The 19,018-nt window shown below is 53.3% G+C and carries 17 protein-coding genes; 15 read left to right on the top strand and 2 right to left on the bottom strand.

What is annotated here, in order from left to right; all coding sequences use genetic code 11:
* Nucleotides 1–11: 11 nt before the first annotated feature.
* Together lysS and IAD09_00280 are read left to right on the top strand one after the other, a co-directional pair.
* Nucleotides 12–1,739, top strand: a complete 1,728-nt coding sequence (lysS, locus tag IAD09_00285; protein HIT80676.1) for a lysine--tRNA ligase — start codon at nt 12–14, stop codon at nt 1,737–1,739.
* A gap of 33 nt (nt 1,740–1,772) precedes the next feature.
* Nucleotides 1,773–2,771: an NAD(P)H-dependent glycerol-3-phosphate dehydrogenase gene (locus IAD09_00280; protein HIT80675.1), complete on the top strand. Its 999-nt coding sequence runs from the start codon at nt 1,773–1,775 to the stop codon at nt 2,769–2,771.
* Between the two features lie 79 nt (nt 2,772–2,850).
* Here IAD09_00280 and IAD09_00275 read toward each other — a convergent pair whose 3' ends face one another.
* Nucleotides 2,851–3,411, bottom strand: a complete 561-nt coding sequence (locus IAD09_00275) for an FKBP-type peptidyl-prolyl cis-trans isomerase (protein HIT80674.1) — start codon at nt 3,409–3,411, stop codon at nt 2,851–2,853.
* Between the two features lie 272 nt (nt 3,412–3,683).
* Here IAD09_00275 and IAD09_00270 point away from each other — a divergent pair, with 272 nt between their 5' ends.
* Nucleotides 3,684–5,012, top strand: a complete 1,329-nt coding sequence (locus tag IAD09_00270) for an rRNA pseudouridine synthase (GenBank protein HIT80673.1) — start codon at nt 3,684–3,686, stop codon at nt 5,010–5,012.
* Nucleotides 5,013–5,056: 44 nt separating this feature from the next.
* The gene (gene asnS / locus IAD09_00265) at nt 5,057–6,463 is read left to right on the top strand and encodes an asparagine--tRNA ligase (protein HIT80672.1); all 1,407 of its coding nucleotides are present in this window, start codon (nt 5,057–5,059) and stop codon (nt 6,461–6,463) included.
* 76 nt (nt 6,464–6,539) lie between these two features.
* Here the strand turns inward: asnS and IAD09_00260 are convergent, their stop codons facing one another.
* Nucleotides 6,540–9,833: a glycosyl hydrolase family 2 gene (locus IAD09_00260; protein HIT80671.1), complete on the bottom strand. Its 3,294-nt coding sequence runs from the start codon at nt 9,831–9,833 to the stop codon at nt 6,540–6,542.
* 330 nt (nt 9,834–10,163) lie between these two features.
* Here IAD09_00260 and rplM point away from each other — a divergent pair, with 330 nt between their 5' ends.
* From rplM to IAD09_00205, 11 genes are all read left to right on the top strand, one after another.
* A complete protein-coding gene (gene rplM / locus IAD09_00255; protein HIT80670.1) occupies nt 10,164–10,619 on the top strand; it encodes a 50S ribosomal protein L13 in 456 nt (151 codons plus the stop codon).
* Nucleotides 10,620–10,624: 5 nt separating this feature from the next.
* Complete coding sequence (rpsI, locus tag IAD09_00250) at nt 10,625–11,011, top strand: 30S ribosomal protein S9 (GenBank protein HIT80669.1); 387 nt, start codon at nt 10,625–10,627, stop codon at nt 11,009–11,011.
* 162 nt (nt 11,012–11,173) lie between these two features.
* Nucleotides 11,174–12,022 carry a 30S ribosomal protein S2 gene (gene rpsB / locus IAD09_00245; protein ID HIT80668.1) on the top strand — a complete coding sequence of 283 codons (849 nt, stop codon included), beginning with the start codon at nt 11,174–11,176 and terminating at the stop codon, nt 12,020–12,022.
* A gap of 111 nt (nt 12,023–12,133) precedes the next feature.
* Nucleotides 12,134–12,958, top strand: a complete 825-nt coding sequence (locus IAD09_00240; protein HIT80667.1) for an elongation factor Ts — start codon at nt 12,134–12,136, stop codon at nt 12,956–12,958.
* 230 nt (nt 12,959–13,188) lie between these two features.
* Complete coding sequence (locus IAD09_00235; protein HIT80666.1) at nt 13,189–14,349, top strand: HAMP domain-containing histidine kinase; 1,161 nt, start codon at nt 13,189–13,191, stop codon at nt 14,347–14,349.
* 143 nt (nt 14,350–14,492) lie between these two features.
* Nucleotides 14,493–15,020, top strand: coding sequence for a DUF177 domain-containing protein (locus tag IAD09_00230; protein ID HIT80665.1), 528 nt, complete (start codon nt 14,493–14,495; stop codon nt 15,018–15,020).
* A gap of 16 nt (nt 15,021–15,036) precedes the next feature.
* Nucleotides 15,037–15,222 (top strand): 50S ribosomal protein L32, encoded by a 186-nt coding sequence (rpmF, locus tag IAD09_00225; GenBank protein ID HIT80664.1) that lies wholly within the window; start codon nt 15,037–15,039, stop codon nt 15,220–15,222.
* A gap of 137 nt (nt 15,223–15,359) precedes the next feature.
* Complete coding sequence (locus IAD09_00220) at nt 15,360–16,409, top strand: ketoacyl-ACP synthase III (protein HIT80663.1); 1,050 nt, start codon at nt 15,360–15,362, stop codon at nt 16,407–16,409.
* 85 nt (nt 16,410–16,494) lie between these two features.
* The gene (era, locus tag IAD09_00215) at nt 16,495–17,382 is read left to right on the top strand and encodes a GTPase Era (protein HIT80662.1); all 888 of its coding nucleotides are present in this window, start codon (nt 16,495–16,497) and stop codon (nt 17,380–17,382) included.
* 38 nt (nt 17,383–17,420) lie between these two features.
* On the top strand, nt 17,421–18,737 hold the full coding sequence (der, locus tag IAD09_00210; GenBank protein HIT80661.1) for a ribosome biogenesis GTPase Der: 1,317 nt from the start codon (nt 17,421–17,423) through the stop codon (nt 18,735–18,737).
* Nucleotides 18,738–18,842: 105 nt separating this feature from the next.
* Nucleotides 18,843–19,018, top strand: a 176-nt coding sequence (locus tag IAD09_00205; protein ID HIT80660.1) for a sodium:proton antiporter, incomplete at its 3' end; no start/stop codon positions are given.

Raw genomic sequence — 19,018 nt, 5'->3', positions numbered from 1 at the left:
TTAAGAAACCAATGAACATACTCGAACTGAGCGAACAAGAAATCATTCGTCGCAACAGCCTCGACGAAATGCGCAAGATGGGCATCGACCCCTATCCTGCCGCCGAATACCTCGTAAACGCTTATACCGACGAAATCAAAGAAACATTCTCCGACGACGCCCCCCGCCGCGAAGTATCGGTTGCCGGCCGCATCATGAGCCGCCGCATCATGGGCAAGGCCTCCTTTATCGAACTCAAAGACTCGAAAGGCCGCATACAGGTCTACATCTCCCGCGACGACCTCTGCCCCGGTGAAGACAAAGAACTTTACAACACCGTATTCAAAAAGCTGCTCGACATCGGAGACTTCATCGGCATCAAAGGTTTTGTGTTCCGCACCCAAATGGGAGAAATCACCATTCACGCACAAGAGCTCACCGTCTTGTCGAAATCGTTACGCCCGCTGCCCATCGTGAAGATAAAAGACGGTGTCGTCTACGATGCCTTCGAAGACCCCGAACTGCGTTACCGCCAACGCTACGTCGACCTCGTCGTGAACGAAGGAGTAAAAGAGATTTTCATCAAGCGCAACCGGGTCTACAACTCCATGCGCGAATTTTTCAACTCGCGCGGCTACATGGAGGTAGAAACCCCCATTCTCCAATCGATTCCCGGCGGTGCCGCCGCACGGCCCTTCATCACCCACCACAACGCGCTCGACATACCGCTCTACCTGCGCATCGCCGACGAGCTTTACCTCAAACGCCTCATCGTGGGCGGATTCGAAGGGGTGTATGAGTTCTCGAAGAACTTCCGCAACGAAGGCATGGACCGCACGCACAACCCCGAGTTCACCTGCATGGAGATATACGTCTCCTACAAGGACTATAACTGGATGATGAACTTCACCGAACAGATGCTCGAAAAAATCGCCCTCGACGTGAACGGCACTACCCAGGTGCAGGTGGGCGACAACCTCATCGACTTCAAGGCTCCCTATAAACGCATCACGATGACCGACGCCATCAAGGAGTTTACCGGGGTCGACATCACCGGCATGGACGAAGAGCAGCTGCGCGACGTGTGCCACCGTCTCGACATCGAAATCGACGACACCATGGGCAAAGGCAAACTCATCGACGAGATTTTCGGCGAGAAATGCGAAGGGCACTTCATTCAACCCACCTTCATCACCGACTATCCCATCGAGATGTCGCCGCTCACCAAGCGTCACCGCAACAACCCCGAGCTGACCGAGCGCTTCGAGTTGATGGTCAACGGGAAAGAGTTGTGCAACGCCTACTCCGAGCTCAACGACCCCATCGACCAGCGTTACCGCTTCGAAGAGCAACTGCGGCTCTCGGAAAAAGGCGACGACGAAGCGATGTTTATCGACAACGATTTCATACGCGCCCTCGAATACGGTATGCCCCCCACATCGGGCATGGGCATCGGCATGGACCGTCTCGTCATGCTCATGACGGGGCAATCGACCATACAGGAAGTTCTCTTCTTCCCGCAGATGCGTCCCGAGAAAACCCAGAAGAAAGACCCCGAAAGCGCATACATCGGCATCGGCGTTCCCAAAGAATGGATTCCGGCCATACAGAAAGCCGGGTATCTCACCCTCGAAGCCTTGTCGGGAGCCAACCCCAACAAACTTCAACAAGACCTGTGCGGGCTGAACAAAAAGTTCAAACTCGAACTGGCCAACCCCACCCCCGAAGAGGTGAAAGCATGGGTCGAAAATGCCCGATAGAAGAGGACGAACCAAAATAGAGGAGGAATAACGATGAATCTCCCGGGAAAAGTAGCCATCATCGGAGGCGGCACTTGGGCTACCGCCATTGCAAAACTTGTCTTGTGCAATGCCGACTCCATCAACTGGTATATCCGCAACGAAAACACCATCGAGGAGTTTATCCGTTCGGGAAGGAACCCGATGTACCTGTCGAGCGTGAAATTCGAAATCAGCCGCATCGGATTCTCTGTCGACATCAACAATGTCGTCAAGGAGTCTGACACGCTGATACTGGTCACACCGTCGCCCTACATCAAGGCCCAGCTCAAAAAGCTGAAAAGCAAAGCCCTGCAAGACAAATTCATCATCTCGGCCATCAAAGGCATCGTACCCGATGAAAACCAAATCATTACCGATTACCTGAAAAAGAACTTCAAGGTACCCGGCAATCTCCTGGCTGTCATCGGCGGCCCCTGCCACGCCGAGGAGGTGGCCCTCGAACGCCTCTCCTACCTCACCATCGGATGCCCCGACCTGCGCAACGCCCAAATCGCGGCCGACCTGCTGCGCACCCCGTTCATGCGCACCACCACCTCGACCGACGTCGAAGGCATCGAATATGCCGCCGTGCTGAAAAACGTCTATGCCATTGCGGCCGGAATATGCAACGGCATGAAGTATGGCGACAACTTGCAAGCCGTACTGGTGTCGAACGCCATTCAGGAACTCCAACGGTTTGTGAACGTGGCCAACCCCATGCCCCGCAACATCTGCGAGCCGGCCTATCTGGGCGACCTGCTGGTAACAGCCTATTCACGGTTCAGCCGCAACTTCCTTTTCGGCACCATGATTGGCAAAGGATACTCGGTAAAGGCCGCACAGACCGAGATGGAGATGATTGCCGAAGGCTACTACGGCACCAAGTGCATTACCGAAATCAACGAAAAGTTGCAGGTAGAAATGCCCATTCTGAATGCCGTGTATAACATTCTCTACAAACGCAAATCGATTCCCAACGAATTGCGGCAACTGGCCGAGATGCTTCATTAACCACCTGCCTTCATGACCCAAAACGACAGAGGGGAGAGCCATCGAGACTCTCCCCTCTGTCACATCAACAGCAAGGGTATCAATGGCAGCAGCCACCCTCGCAACCGTCATGGCCATGGTCGCCACAACCGCCGCCGCAACTGTCGCAACCGCAACCGCAGGAATGAACGGGGTTGAGCTCCTCGGGCGTGGCGGGACGCACCGTCTTGACGGTACCCACAAAGTGCAGGTCTTCACCGGCAAGGGGGTGATTGAAATCCATCACCACGATATTGTCCTTCACTTCGAGCACCGAACCGTTGAGGCGGTTGCCATTGGCGTCCATCATAGGAACGGTATTGCCCGGGAAAATATATTCGTCATCAAATTTACCATCGACCTCGAACATCTTCTTGTCAAGTTCCAAGACATGCTCCTCGTCACGCTCGCCGTAAGCGTCGTTGCAAGGAATCACAAAATCGAAAGTATCGCCCACTTTCAAATCCTTGATATGCGATTCGAACGAGGGAAGCATTTGGTCCACCCCAAATACAAATTGAAATGGGGCCTCGGCAGTGGCACTTTCCATCAGTTCATTCTCTGAACCCACAAAAAGATCATAGGTCAATTCGACAAATTGTCCGGGTTTGATTGTTTCCATATAAAATGATATTAAAAATAAATTCACGACATTGGCGGCAAAGGTACGAAAGGTTTTTCAGATTCACAGCGTCGTTCCCGAAAATTACCATTAACAAAGAAAGAGCGCCGTTTTAGAAAACAAATATCGTCTGAAAGTGTTATAAATAAAGAAAAACAACTCAAAGCACTTGTTTTAAAAAAAATATTTGCATCTTTGCACTCAAAAGATTGTTAAACACAAACGACTGTCCGCGAGGACAGAAGATGTTATTTTAGAGAATAAAATTCATTATGGAAAAAGGACAGAAACCCCGTCGCCCGCGCATCGGAGAGGCAAGAGGGGCAGCCAGCCGCGAAGGTGGCAATGAAAAATACGAAAAGGTAAATTACACCCGTCGCAACGACAACGACAACGACTACAACTACAACCGCCGACCCTACAACAACGATAACCGCAACTACAACCGCCGGAACGACAATTACGGCGGAGGCAACCATTACCAGCGCAACTACAATGCCGACAACAATACCGCCGGCGAGGACAACTTCAACCGTTACGCAACCAACGACTACGGCTACAACCGCAACTATGGCGAACGCCAGGGCGGCTACAACCGCCCCGACAACTACCAAGGAGGTTACAACCGCAACAACTATAACAACCGCCGCCCCTACCGCCCGCACGCCGATAACGGCGAAGAGCCCAACTACAACACCGTGGGCGAGAGCCGTCCGTTCCGCCAACAAGGAGGCAACCGTCAGGGATTCAACAACCGCGGCGGAGGCTACAACAAGCCCTATGGCGGCAACCAACGCCGCTCCTACGGCGGAGGCAACAACCGCCAGCAACGAGTGGTCATACCCCGCCGCATCGTCTATGACGAGAGCATGGTCGACCCCAACGAGCCGATACGTCTCAACAAGTTCCTGGCCAACTCGGGCGTGTGCTCGCGCCGAGAAGCCGATGAGTTCATACAGAAGGGCGAAATCAAAGTCAACGGCGAAGTGGTGACCGAATTGGGAACGAAAATCACCCGCAACGATGTCGTCACCCACAACGACAAAGTGGTGCTGCCCGAGCACAAAATCTATGTGTTGCTCAACAAGCCCAAAGATTGCGTAACGACCTCGGACGACCCCCAAGGCCGCCTCACCGTCATGGACATCGTGCGCAATGCCTGCACCGAACGCATCTATCCCGTAGGCCGCCTCGACCGCAACACCACCGGCGTGCTGCTGCTCACCAACGACGGCGACCTGGCCTCGAAACTGACGCACCCGAAGTTTGTGAAAAAGAAAATCTACCATGTATGGCTCGACCGTGACGTGACCGAGGAAGACATGCAACGCATCGCCGACGGCATCGAACTCGAAGACGGCCCCATACATGCCGACGCCATCAGCTACGCCACCGAAACCGACCGTAACCAAGTAGGCATCGAAATCCACTCGGGCCGCAACCGGGTCGTGCGCCGCATCTTCGAGTCGCTGGGCTACCGCGTGGTGAAACTCGACCGCGTATATTTCGCCGGCCTCACCAAGAAAAACCTGCCCCGCGGACGCTGGCGTTACCTGACCCAACAAGAAGTGAATTTCCTGAAAATGGGTTCTTTCGAATAACAATTACCAACAAGATATAAATCAAGAACAAGAAGATAAGATATATGGAAACGCTTAAACGCACTCGCATCGCCGACCTGTTCCGCACCAAGCCCATAGGCACAACCGTGCTGGTAAAAGGCTGGGTACGCACCCGTCGCGGAAACAAACAAGTAGGATTCATCGCCCTGAACGACGGCTCCACCATAAAGAACCTGCAAATCGTCGTAGACCTTGAAAAATTCGACGAAGAGACCTTGAAACCCGTAACCACGGGAGCCTGCATCGCCGTAACCGGCCGCTTGGTCGAGTCGCAAGGCAAAGGGCAAGAGGCCGAAGTACAAGCCGAAACGCTCGAAGTATATGGCACGGCCGACCCGCAGACCTATCCGCTGCAAAAGAAAGGCCACACCATGGAGTTCCTGCGCGAGATTGCCCACCTGCGTCCCCGCACCAACACCTTTGGCGCCATCTTCCGCATGCGGCACCAGATGGCCTACGCCATACACACGTTCTTCCACGAGAGAGGGTTCGTCTACTTCCACACGCCCATCATCACCGCCTCGGACTGTGAGGGTGCCGGACAGATGTTCCAGGTAACCACCAAGAACCTCTACAACCTGAAAAAAGACGAGAACGGCTCCATCATCTACGACGACGACTTCTTCGGCAAGCAAGCCAGCCTCACCGTCTCGGGACAACTCGAAGGGGAGCTTGCCGCCACCGCCCTGGGTGCCATCTACACCTTTGGCCCCACCTTCCGTGCCGAGAACTCCAACACCCCGCGCCACTTGGCCGAGTTCTGGATGGTCGAACCCGAAGTGGCCTTTGCCGACCTCGACGACCTGATGGCCCTCGAAGAGGAATTTATCAAATATTGCGTGAAATGGGCCCTCGAACATTGCCAGGACGACCTGCAATTCCTCAACGACATGTTCGACAAAGGTCTCATCGAACGCTTGCAGAAAGTAGTCGAGACCGAGTTTGTGCACCTGCCCTACACCGAAGGCATCAAGATACTCGAAGAGGCCATCGCCAACGGCCACAAATTTGAGTTCCCCGTTTACTGGGGCTGCGACCTGGCCAGCGAACACGAACGCTTCCTCGTCGAAGAGCACTTCAAGAAACCGGTCATCATGATCAACTACCCCAAAGAGATAAAAGCCTTCTACATGAAACAGAACGAAGACGGCAAGACCGTACAAGGCACCGACGTCCTCTTCCCGCAGATAGGCGAAATCATCGGCGGCAGCGTGCGTGAAGAAAACTACGACAAACTGCTCGCCCGCATCGACGAGCTGAAAATCCCGATGAAAGACATGTGGTGGTATCTCGACACCCGCAAATACGGAACTTGCCCGCACGCCGGTTTCGGACTGGGATTTGAGCGGCTCATGCTCTTCGTCACCGGCATGTCCAACATTCGCGACGTGATACCGTTCCCCCGCACCCCCAAAAACGCCGAATTCTAAAAACGGCTACATCTTTATACCCGACAGGGCAGTCCCGCAAGAGACTGCCCTGTCGTTTTTCGGGAAGGAGAGCATTTCACTGCCCCTCCTTGCCGCGGTAGAGCAACGACACCGGCCCGATGATACCCGAGGCGACCAGGGTGTCGGCCGGGGTGACAATCTCGGGATAGGCATAGGTCAGACGTTCCTCGGCCGGCAGGGCGGCATCGCCTATCATGCGATTCATCAACGAATTGGCCACCTCGATTTCTATTTCGTTGTCGCCTTCCCGCACAAACGGGGTGAGGTCGGTCTCCCAAGGCGAACACCACACGATACCCGCCTCTTGGCCGTTCACGATGACCCGCGCCACGGCTCCGAGAGACGAAAAGCGCAAGAAAACCTTCTCCGCGGCATCGCGACGCTGCACCATGAGGCGACCGCGATAAACCGCCGTCCCCGAATAATACCGAATGCGGGAATCGGCATGCGTCGACCAATCGACGAGCTCGTCGAACGTCACCTCTCCCGCCCCGCCTTTTTCGGGGTCGAAGTAGACCTGCCACGGCCCAGCGACAGGCTCCTCCCGTTGCGTCGCTTGCCAAGTCACCGGGGGTAACGTGCGCGACGAGTCGGCCAGCACGACAAAATAAGATTCACGCGGTGCCATGCGCAGAGGGAGCGTCACGGTGTGGGAATCGGCCGAGAGCAACGGCAAGGCATAGCAACGCCCCTCGACAGGATTCCACAACTCGGCCTGCCGGAAAGGGGTGCGGAATGTCAAGGTATCGACCCACCCACTGTCGGTGTGATTATCGAGAAAATAAATGTCGGCAACGGAGGTGCGGCGATGGGCAAAATAGAGCTTGTCGGCCTTCACGTCGCCCCGCCTCATCGCCACATCGGGCACGAGGCCGGCTTGCTGCACGGCTTCGGACAGAGGCATGCCCCAATAAACCTTTCCGCGGCCATAGGAATGACTTCCCCGCGGAGTATCCTCCTCACCCCAAAGCGTCTTCACCCAGAAGTCATATTCGCGGCGGCAAGGAATGTCGCGTTGCGCCGGAGAGGCTATCGGCCGGGAGCCATAGACCGGGACTCCGGCTTTGACGAAAGAAGCGATTTTTTCCAACGCGGCCAGCGTCAGTTCCCCATTGCGGGGCAAGACCACCATGCGATAGCTCATGCCGTCGGGCAGCACCACCCGACCGTCACGAACGGCCATGCGCGTAAAGAGGGCATCGGAAGTAAAGGCATCGAAATCATAGCCCGAAGGAATGTCGGGCAAGCGATAGGTCAGGATTTTCACCGGGGCATTCTCCCCCAAATAGACCGCCAAGTCGACAACCGGCCGTCCCTGCCGCATGAGGTAGGCACACCGTGCCTGATAATCCCAAAACGGGCGGCTATACGGCCAAAAGGAATTGTTGCGGTGGAGACAATAATGACGTCCGCCCCCGGTATTGCCGGGAATACGGTCGAGCCAGGGCTGGTAGGCCGAAGCGCAAACAACAAACTCATTGATACCAAAACAGTAGGCATAATCGGCCAAAGACTTGATATAGGACAAGGAGTGCGAAAACTTGGCATCGGTGAAGGCTTCGCCCGAAGCAATGGGTTTGGCATAGAGATGGGCAGCCGACGAACACTCCTTGATGTCGTAATTACCGTCAGGGTGAATCGCCCAAAACTCCCCTTGCGGTTTCGACACCCGGCCTTTGGCCTGTATGGGGTCGGCCACGATGCAAAGGGCGTTGCCGGTGGCCTGGGCCGTGAAATCGAGACCACGCTCCCGACACAGACGGTCGAACGTCGCATAATAATTATCGGCAATAAGGTCGGCCATGGTGCGGCGCACATCGTAAAGTACGGCATTGGACTCCCGCGGCGACCCCACGACATAGCCGGCCATCACGGGCAAATATCTCTTCAAATCATACCCGCGACGAGCCAGGAATTCCCGCTCGAAACCGGGCGTCCAGTTTTGCGAACCGGCTTCGTGGCTGTCCATGGCCATACCCCGCAAGGCAATGCCGTGACGGGCCAACGTGTCGGCAATGGCGCCGAAATAGTGTTTCCATTGCAACTCGGCCGCGGTCACCGACATCTTGTCGCACTCCAAGCCCCGAAGTTCGGGACGTCCGTGTTTCGTCTTGCTGTCGGTGGGCACATGGGCAAAACGCAGCACGGCCCAAGTACCCTTGGGAGCCTGCCAACGCAACACACCATCGTCACCCAGGCAAGCCGAGAGGTCGAGCACGGTTGCCGGATCGATGACCTCGGCCGCCGTGTAGGAAGGAGTGGAATCGCCATCAATATACTCGGAATAAAGTCCGGCTTTCTCTTCCCAGTCATCGACCGACGCCCGCGAAGACAAGCGCACGTCGCCCAACTGCATATCGAGTTGCGGCCGGTCGGGCGTCTGCCAGTCGTGCAGGTTGAGTCTGAAATAACGAGCCGTGACCGCGGGGAAGGCGACGGTTTTCTGTCGCCACGACGAATGAGCCTTGTATATAGGAGCCAAATCACACACCTTGCGGTAATGGGTTCCGTCGTCGGAGACTTCGAGTTGTCCCAGCGGCGGAAGCACCTGATAGCCGGTACCCACAAACACTTCACCGGGAGGGCCGGGCACATTGGTGGCACTGGTCGTGGCCTTCCCTCTCGGGGCGACTTGGTAGGTAATGGAACGAGCCGTAAAACGACGGCCGAAGTCGAGTGTGACATAGACCGATTCACCCGGTCCCTGCGAAGGTATTTTTGTCAGCTTCTTCCCCGGGGCAAAAAGAGAGGCCACGTCGAGCGAAGAGATATTCGACGACAACCTGGGGGCAACCCGCCGGCTGTCATCGTTCCACGCCGCCGGGACAGGGAAAGCCAATACGGCCACATCTTTATAACAAGACGACGCCGGGAGGGGTAGCGGCGTCTCAATATCAGCGCCGCCTTCGAGCAACGTGTCGGTGGCCAACAACATCTGCATGCCCAGCTCGGGCGTAATCCAAGGCCCGCCGGCGACATAGCCGTTGGAAACGTGGCATTCAAAGGAGAGTCCCAGGCGCTCGGCTTCACGAGCCGAGAAAACCAGCATCTCCCACCACTCGGGCGAGAGAGCCCGAAGTGCCCCGGGCGTCTTTTTGTTGTGCACCTGGTCGTAGTAGACCACCCCGCCCACACCGGCACGGCGGAAGGCTTCGAGGTCGGCCGTGATACCCTCGCGGGTGGTCTCGGTCTCGCCATGGAACCACCACACTTTGGTGCGGGTCGAGTCGGGAGGAACAGAAAACGCCCCTGCCATCGTCGACAGGGAGGGTGACGGCGACTTCGACACCAGATGACAGCCCGTCACGGAGAGCAAAACCAGAGAAAAAACACAGACAAGAGATTTCATGGTAGGTATTCTTCTTTTACTTCACGGACGAAAATAAGACAATATCGCCAATCGGGCAAATTTATATTCCTCAAAGTGCAAAGCCGGCCTTTGCCACACGCCAAGAGAGAGAACAGTCGCGCAGCCGCGAAAAAGGACAAGGGGCGAAGAGAGGAAAGAGAAAAAGAAAAAAATCTGATGGAAATGTTTTGGAATACAGATAAAAAGCGTACCTTTGCAGTCCGATTATTACCACAAAAGCAACCCGACGTGGCAACAGCGACAGCCCTTTGGCCTGGGCTTCGTTGGAAAGCGCGTCAATAAGTAATTAACAATTAAAGAATTAACAAAGTGGATACGTTAAGTTACAAAACCATTTCGGTGAACAAGGCAACCGCCCAAAAAGAATGGGTTGTGGTAGATGCCACCGGCCAATCTTTGGGTCGCATCGCCGCCAAGGTAGCCAAACTCCTGAGAGGAAAATACAAACCCAGCTACACTCCGCATGTAGATTGTGGCGACAATGTCATCATCATCAATGCCGACAAAGTGGAACTTACCGGCAAAAAATGGAATGACCGCATCTATATCCGTTTCACGGGTTATCCCGGCGGCCAACACCTGCATACACCGGCCGACCTCATGAAGAAAGGTCCCAAATACCTCTTCCATAAGGTAGTAAAAGGTATGCTTCCCAAAAATCGTCTGGGCGACCAGTTGTTGCGCAACCTCTATGTATATGCCGGCAGCGAACACCCGCACGAAGCACAACAACCCAAAGTTATAGATATTAACACCCTTAAATAAGCCGTATGGAAATAGTTAATGCAATAGGAAGACGTAAAGCCGCTGTTGCCCGCGTATTCGTAAAAGCGGGAACCGGTGTCATTACCATCAACAACAAAGATCTTGCTGCATATTTCCCTTCGAGCATTCTGCAGTACATCGTGAAACAACCCCTCACCAAACTGGGTGTCGCCGAGAAATATGACATCAAGGTGAACATCGACGGTGGCGGATTCAAAGGCCAAGCCGAAGCTCTCCGCTTGGCTATCGCCCGCGCATTGGTGAAAATCAATCCCGAGGACAAACCCGCTCTCAAAGCCGAAGGTTTCATGACTCGCGACCCGCGTACTGTTGAACGCAAGAAACCGGGACAACCCAAAGCAAGAAAGAGATTCCAGTTCAGCAAACGTTAATGGTATTTGCGAGCTATTCCTCGGCAAGTATGCAACGTTTAGTATCCAAATTTTCGGGATTCTGCTGCAAAGAGGCGTGCCACGCACACGAGGCGACGACGCCGGCAACGACTACCCGGAGATTGATTCAGTAGAAAGTAAACAAGCAAACAACAAACAACAATGGCAATTACAACATTTGACCAATTATTAGAAGCCGGCGTACACTTTGGCCACCTGAAAAGAAAATGGAACCCGGCTATGGCTCCTTACATCTTCATGGAGCGCAACGGTATCCACATCATCGACCTCTACAAGACGGTCGCCAAAATCGATGAAGCAGCTGCTGCATTGAAACAAATCGCCAAATCGGGCAAAAAAATCCTCTTTGTTGCCACCAAAAAGCAAGCCAAAGAGGTTCTCGCCGCCAAAGCTACCGAAATAGGCATGCCCTACGTTATCGAGCGTTGGCCGGGCGGTATGCTCACCAACTTCCCCACCATTCGCAAGGCGGTGAAGAAAATGGCCTCGATCGACAAAATGATCAAAGACGGAACCTTCGACAACCTCTCGAAACGGGAGAAACTGCAAGTAACCCGTCAACGCGCCAAACTCGAAAAAACCCTCGGCAGCATCGCCGACCTGACCCGTCTGCCGTCGGCCCTCTTCGTTGTCGACGTGATGAAAGAGCACATCGCCGTGCGTGAAGCCAACCGCTTGGGTATTCCCGTATTCGCCATGGTCGACACCAACTCCGACCCCACGAACATCGACTTCGTCATTCCCGCCAACGACGATGCCACCAAATCGATTGAGGTAATCCTCAACGCCGTATGCGGTGCCATTGCCGAAGGTCTCGAAGAACGCAAAATCGAGAAAGTAGATGCAGAAGCCGCAGAAGCACAAGGCGAAGCTCCGGCAAAAAAAGAGCGTAAGACCCGCATCAAACGCACCAAAGCCGAAGACGACGAGGCCCTCAACGCCAATGTTGCTGCAAAAGTAATGAAAGAGCAGGACGAAGACGAAGAATAATCGCATCGCCCTACCGCAGACACATACAACTACCGGCAAAGAGTGAGCCCCGCAAAAACCTACGGGACTTGCTCTTTGTTACTTATAGAAACCTTTAAAAAGAAAAATATTATGGCTGTTACAATGGCAGATATTACCAAGCTCCGCAAAATGACCGGAGCCGGTATGATGGACTGCAAAAAAGCACTTGAAGAAGCCAACAACGACTTCGACGGTGCCATAGAAATCATTCGCAAAAGAGGTCAGGCTATCGCCGCCAAACGTGAAGACCGCGAAGCCGCCGAAGGCTGCGTTCTTGCTGCAAACAAAGGCGACTACGCCGCTATCGTGGCCCTGAAATGCGAGACCGACTTCGTTGCCCAAAACAAAGACTTCGTTGCCCTCACCCAAAAAATCCTCGATGCCGCCATCGAAAACAAACCCGCCGACCTCGAAGCTCTCAAAGCCCTCAAACTCGACGGCCGCACCATCGCCGAACTCGTGACCGACCAAAGCGGTGTCACCGGTGAAAAGATGGAACTCGGTTACTTCGATTCTCTCTCGGCCGCTTCGACCATCTTCTACATTCACCCGGGTAACAAGCTGGCTACCATCGTAGGATTCAACTTGGCCGATGTCGATTACCAAGTAGCCCGCGACGTGGCCATGCAGGTAGCTGCCATGAACCCCATCTCGGTACGTCCCGAAGAGGTTCCCGCCCACATCATCGAGAAAGAACTCGAAATCGCCCGCGAAAAAGCCCGCGAAGCCGGCAAACCCGAAAACCTCATCGACCGCATCGCACAAGGTTCGTTGCAGAAATACTACAAAGAATTTACCCTCCTGCAACAGGAATTCGTAAAAGACCCCAAACACACCATCGAGCAATACCTCAAAGCCCAAAACAAAGAGCTCACGGTAACAGCATTCCGTCGTTTCACGTTGAATGCAGAATAAGACACCGGCTCGATTGTCCGACAAGAAAGAGACACCGGAGAGCATTCTCCGGTGTCTCTTCTTTTACCCCCCCCCCGCACCGCACAACGAAAAGCGAGGCGGCAAGACAATCGACCCACCTCACGAGCCCGACAAGAAAGCAATCGCACACAAGAGCCCCAAATGGCGCAATAAAAAAAGACGGCAAACGTTTATTAAAACAGATTCACCTCTTTTAAACACACTGAACGATGGCACACGGCAATCTCTATGACGTCAGGCAAAAACTGAAAATCGCATTTCTGGCGGTTTCGCTCCTTTTGGTCGCCCTATTCCTCATCATATCGAACCGACTGGTCGAAGACCTGTCGACCGAAGAACACAACAAGATGGAGATTTGGGCCGAAGCCACCCGCTCGGCAGCCAGCAATGTGACAAATGTCGACATGAATCTCATCTTGAAGATTCTGCAAAGCAACACCACCATTCCGATTATCATCGCCGATGACCAAGGGCAAGTCCTGCAAACCCACAACCTCGAAATTCCCAACCGGCACGGCGAACAATTCCTGCAAAAAAAATTACAATCACTCCGCGACAAAGAGCAGGTCATCGAAATCTATATCGACAACGACACGTCGCAATACCTCTACTACGACGACTCCACGCTGCTAAAACGGCTTTCCTACTTTCCCTACATACAACTCGGAGTCATGATACTCTTCCTCGTCATCGCCTATGTGGCGCTGATGAGCAGCAAGAAAGCCGAGCAAAACAAAGTGTGGGTAGGACTCTCAAAAGAGACCGCCCACCAGTTGGGAACCCCCCTCTCATCACTCATGGCATGGCTCGACATGCTCGAATCACAAGGCACCGACCCGGAAATCATCGACGACATGGGGAAAGACGTGCAACGGCTGTCGACCATCGCCGAGCGTTTCTCGAAAATCGGCTCCCAACCCGAGCGTGAGCCGGCCGACGTGAAGGAAGTCATCGACACGGCCGTCGACTACATGCAGCACCGCATCTCGGGGAAAGTGCACATCACGATGCACACCCCCGAAGAGAAATTGGAACCGCAACCCCTGTGCCGTCCGCTCATAGAATGGGTCTTCGAGAATCTTTGCAAAAACGCCATCGACGCCATGGACGGCGAAGGAAATATCGACATCACCCTCACCCACGATGAATCCCGATATTACATCGACGTCAAAGACACCGGCAAAGGCATTGCCCGCAACCGGTTCAAAACCATATTCCACCCGGGCTATACCACCAAGCGCCGGGGCTGGGGACTGGGGCTCACCCTTGTGAAACGCATCATCGAAGAGTACCACAACGGCCGCATCTACGTCAAAGAGTCGGAAATCGGCAAAGGAACGACTTTCCGCATAGAGATGAAACGGACATAACGGCAACGGTAACACCATCACCCTCAGAAAGAAAACCAACCGTCGAGGCGACAAAAAAACGAGATAAAAATCTTTTTTTATAAGGATTTTGCACGAGAACAATTATTTTTTGTACCTTTGCAGGGTTTTAATAGCAGTGAACTGTGGGAAAGACCGACAAATACACGATTGCATTAAAAAGCCTGAGTGAGGGAACACACACCTACGAATATGCCCTCGGCGAAGACTTCTTTGCAGAAACCGACTCTCACGAGATAGACAAAGGAGAGGTAAATGTCGGGCTTACGTTGAAGCGCACCGGCGACACGTTCGAGCTGCACTTCGCCATCAAAGGGCACATCATCATTCCGTGCGACCGATGTCTCGACGACATGGAGTTGCCGGTAGAGACCGAAAATACCCTTTATGTGAAATTCGGGGAATCGTACAGCGAAGAGGACGAAAACCTCATCGTGGTACCCGAAAGCGAAGGCACTATCAACCTGGCGTGGTATCTCTATGAATGTATCGCCCTCACCATTCCGTTGAAACACACGCACCCCGAAGGCATGTGCAATCCCGAAATGGAAAACCTGTTAAAGGTTCACAGCGCAACCGTCTCGGAGCAAGACGACGAGGCACCCATAGACCCGCGATGGAACGCATTGAAAGGACTAAAAGGAAACAAATAATTAAACCTATACAGAAATGGCACATCCTAAAAGAAGACAATCGAAAACGAGAACAGCCAAAAGAAGAACCCACGACAAGGCTGTAGCCCCCACCCTGGTTGTATGCCCCAACTGCGGTGCTTGGCACATCTATCACACCGTATGCGGAGAATGCGGTTACTATCGCGGCAAACAAGCCATCGAGAAAGAAGCAGCCATCTAAAAAGTGTGACTTTTTAGAGGTTTTGCGCCAGAGAGGCTTCCCTCTCGGCTTTTGAACTGATTGTATAACCTTTAATAAAGCACACTAAATATTTCGACACACACAATATTTAGTGTGCTTATTTCTTTTTTACTGCTATGGTAAATGCTATGATTGCGGGCGTAGCCTCTTATGTGCCCGAAGACATTCTCACCAACGAAGAACTTTCGAAAATGGTCGATACCACCGACGAATGGATTACCACCCGCGTAGGTATCAAGACCCGTCACATACTGAAAGGAGAAGGGCTGGGGAGCTCAAAAATGGGTTCACGAGCCGTGAAAAAGGTATTGCGCAAAACCAATACCGACCCCGGAGAAATCAACGCCGTCATCTGCGCCACCTCCACCCCCGACTACCGTTTTCCCTCTACCGCATCGATTGTAGCCCGCAAAGCCGGCATCAACAACGCCTTCTGCTATGACATACAGGCCGCCTGCTCGGGATTTATCGTTGCCTTGCAAGCCGCCACGGCCTATATCCGCAGCGGAATGTGTAAAAAGGTAATGGTGGTTGCCACCGAAAAAATGTCGTCAATCACCGACTATCAAGACCGCTCGACCTGTCCGCTCTTTGGCGACGGTGGTGCCGCAGCCCTGGTGGTTGCCACCGAAGAAGACTTTGGCGTGAAAGACACGCTTATCCGCACCGATGGCGTAGGACTTCCCTTCCTCCACATGAAAGCCGGCGGCTCGGTACGCCCCGCCAGCCACGAAACCGTAGATCATCGCGAGCACTTCGTCTACCAAGAAGGCCGCATCGTCTACAAATACGCCGTCTCGTCGATGCTCCAAGTCTCGGAAGAGATACTTCAACGCAACAACCTCTCGGTCGACACCATCGACTGGTTTATCCCGCATCAGGCCAACCTCCGTATCATCGAGGCCATTGCCGAGCGCATGAACATCGACCCCAAGAAAGTCATCGTCACCATCGAGAAATATGGCAACACCAGCGCCGCCTCGATACCTTTGTGCCTGGCCGACTGGGAAAAGAACTTCAAGAAAGGCGACAAAATCATTCTCACCTCGTTCGGCGCCGGATTCATCTGGGGCTCGGTCTACCTGAAATGGGGATATGATCCCAAAGACGTGCAGGAGATTGCCGACACGCCGGCCGACAACGAAGACAACGAAGAAACCGTATAAGAAGAAACACCCGTCGAGTGTTTTTCATAAAAACCAAAAAAGGCGGCAAGATATGCCGCCTTTTTTCAATCCAAGCTACACGACTATGACACATAAAGCCGGATTTGTAAATATCGTGGGAAATCCCAACGTGGGGAAATCGACCCTGATGAATTCGCTCGTGGGCGAACGCATCTCGATTATCACCTCCAAAGCACAGACAACCCGCCATCGCATCATGGGCATCGTAAACACCGACGACATGCAAATCGTCTACTCCGACACGCCGGGAGTGCTCGCCCCGCACTACAAATTGCAAGAATCGATGCTCAACTTCTCGCAATCGGCCCTCACCGACGCCGACATCTTGCTCTATGTCACCGATGTCGTGGAAACCCCCGACAAAAATCCGGAATTTCTCGAACGTGTCTCGCAAGAGACCATACCGGTCATACTCCTCATCAACAAAATCGACCTTCTGCAAGACCAGTCGCAACTCGAAACGCTCGTCGAGAACTGGAAGGAACGGCTGCCCAAGGCCGAGATAATCCCGGTATCGGCACAGCACCGCTTCAACATCGACTACCTGATGCGCCGCATCAAAGAGCTGTTGCCCCCCTCGCCACCGTTCTTTGAGAAAGACGCCCTCACCGACAAGCCCGCCCGTTTTTTCGTAACCGAAATCATTCGCGAAAAAATACTCCTCACCTACGACAAGGAGATACCCTATGCCTGCGAAGTGGCCGTGGAACAATTCAAGGAAGACGACAAGCAGATACACATCATGGCCGTCATCTTCGTCGAACGCGATTCGCAAAAAGGCATCATCATAGGCAAAGGCGGGAAAATGCTGAAACAGGTGGGAACCTTGGCACGCAAAGACATCGAAGCCTTCTTTGAGAAAAAGGTATATCTCGAACTCTATGTCAAAGTCGAAAAAGACTGGCGCAACAAAGAGAGCAAACTAAAAACATTCGGTTACCAGCTCGACTGAGACCGATAATTCTGCCAACTGAACAAAACAAGATAACTATGGGAAATTTAGTAGCTATCGTAGGCCGCCCCAATGTGGGGAAATCGACCCTCTTCAACCGGCTCACCCAAAGCCGTCAAGCCATCGTCAATGACGAGGCCGGCACCACGCGCGACCGCCAATATGGCAAGGTGAACTGGGTGGGGCACGAATTTTCGATCGTCGACACCGGCGGGTGGGTGGTCAACTCCGACGACATCTTCGAAGAAGAAATCAACAAACAAGTAGCCATCGCCATCGAAGAGGCCGACGTCATACTCTTTGTCGTCGATGCCACACACGGCATCACCGACCTCGACGACAAAGTGGCCGCCATACTGCGACGCAGCAAAAAGCCGACGCTGCTGGTCGCCAACAAGGTCGAAAACAACGCTTCACAATACAGCTCGGCCGAATTCTACTCCTTCGGATTGGGCGACCCCTTCTGCATATCGGCCATCAACGGCTCGGGCACGGGCGAGCTGCTCGACGCGACAGTAGCCCTCTTCCCCACCAAAGTCACCGAAGAAGAACTCGAAGAAGAGATTCCCCGCATTGCCGTAGTAGGACGTCCCAACGCCGGCAAGTCATCGATCATCAACGCATTCATAGGAGAAGACCGTTACATCGTCACCGACATCGCCGGCACGACACGCGACTCGGTCAATACGCGATACAACAAATTCGGATTCGACTTCTACATCATCGACACGGCCGGTATCCGCAAAAAAGGCAAAGTCAATGAAGACATCGAGTATTACTCGGTGATACGTTCGATACGAGCCATCGAAAACTCCGACGTGTGCATACTCATGATCGACGCCACCCGCGGCATCGAGAGCCAGGACCTCAACATTTTCTCGCTCATACAGAAAAACAAGAAAGGGCTGGTGGTCTGCATCAACAAATGGGACCTTGTCGAAGACAAGAGCACACAAGCCATCAAAACCTTTGAAAATGCCATACGCGCCCGTTTGGCACCTTTTACCGACTTCCCCATCGTGTATGCTTCGGCTCTCACCAAGCAACGCATATTCAAAGTCCTTGAATGTGCGTCGGAAGTGTATAAAAACCGGCATCGCCATGTACCCACGGCTCGCCTCAACGAAGAGATGCTCGCTGTCATCGAGAACTATCCGCCCCCTGCAAACAAAGGCAAGTATGTGAAAATAAAGTATGTAACCCAACTTAAAGGGACTCCCGTCCCCACCTTTATTTTCTTCTGCAACCTTCCGCAATGGGTGAAAGATCCCTACAAGCATTTTCTCGAAAACAAGATCCGGGACAAATGGAATTTTACCGGGACACCCATAAACATCATCGTTCGCGAAAAATAATTAAAATAAAAACGTCTCTTCGCAGAGACGTTTTTATTATTTTGCTACCTTTGCATTGCAATTTGAAATACAATTTTATTTCTTAACTTAAAAAATTTAATTACCATGTTAGTTGCTATTACCGTACTGTTCATCATCGGCTACCTGGCGATCGCGCTCGAGCACCCGCTGCGCATCGACAAGACCGCATCGGCCCTCCTCCTGGGCATGCTCCTGTGGGTACTTTATGCCATCGGAGCCGAAACCATCGTTCCCGCCGTCAGCGGAGAAGAGCTCAAAGA

It is taken from the genome of Candidatus Caccoplasma merdavium (assembly GCA_018715595.1).
Taxonomy (GTDB): domain Bacteria; phylum Bacteroidota; class Bacteroidia; order Bacteroidales; family UBA11471; genus Caccoplasma; species Caccoplasma merdavium.
This window is presented reverse-complemented; position numbering and strand designations above follow the sequence as displayed.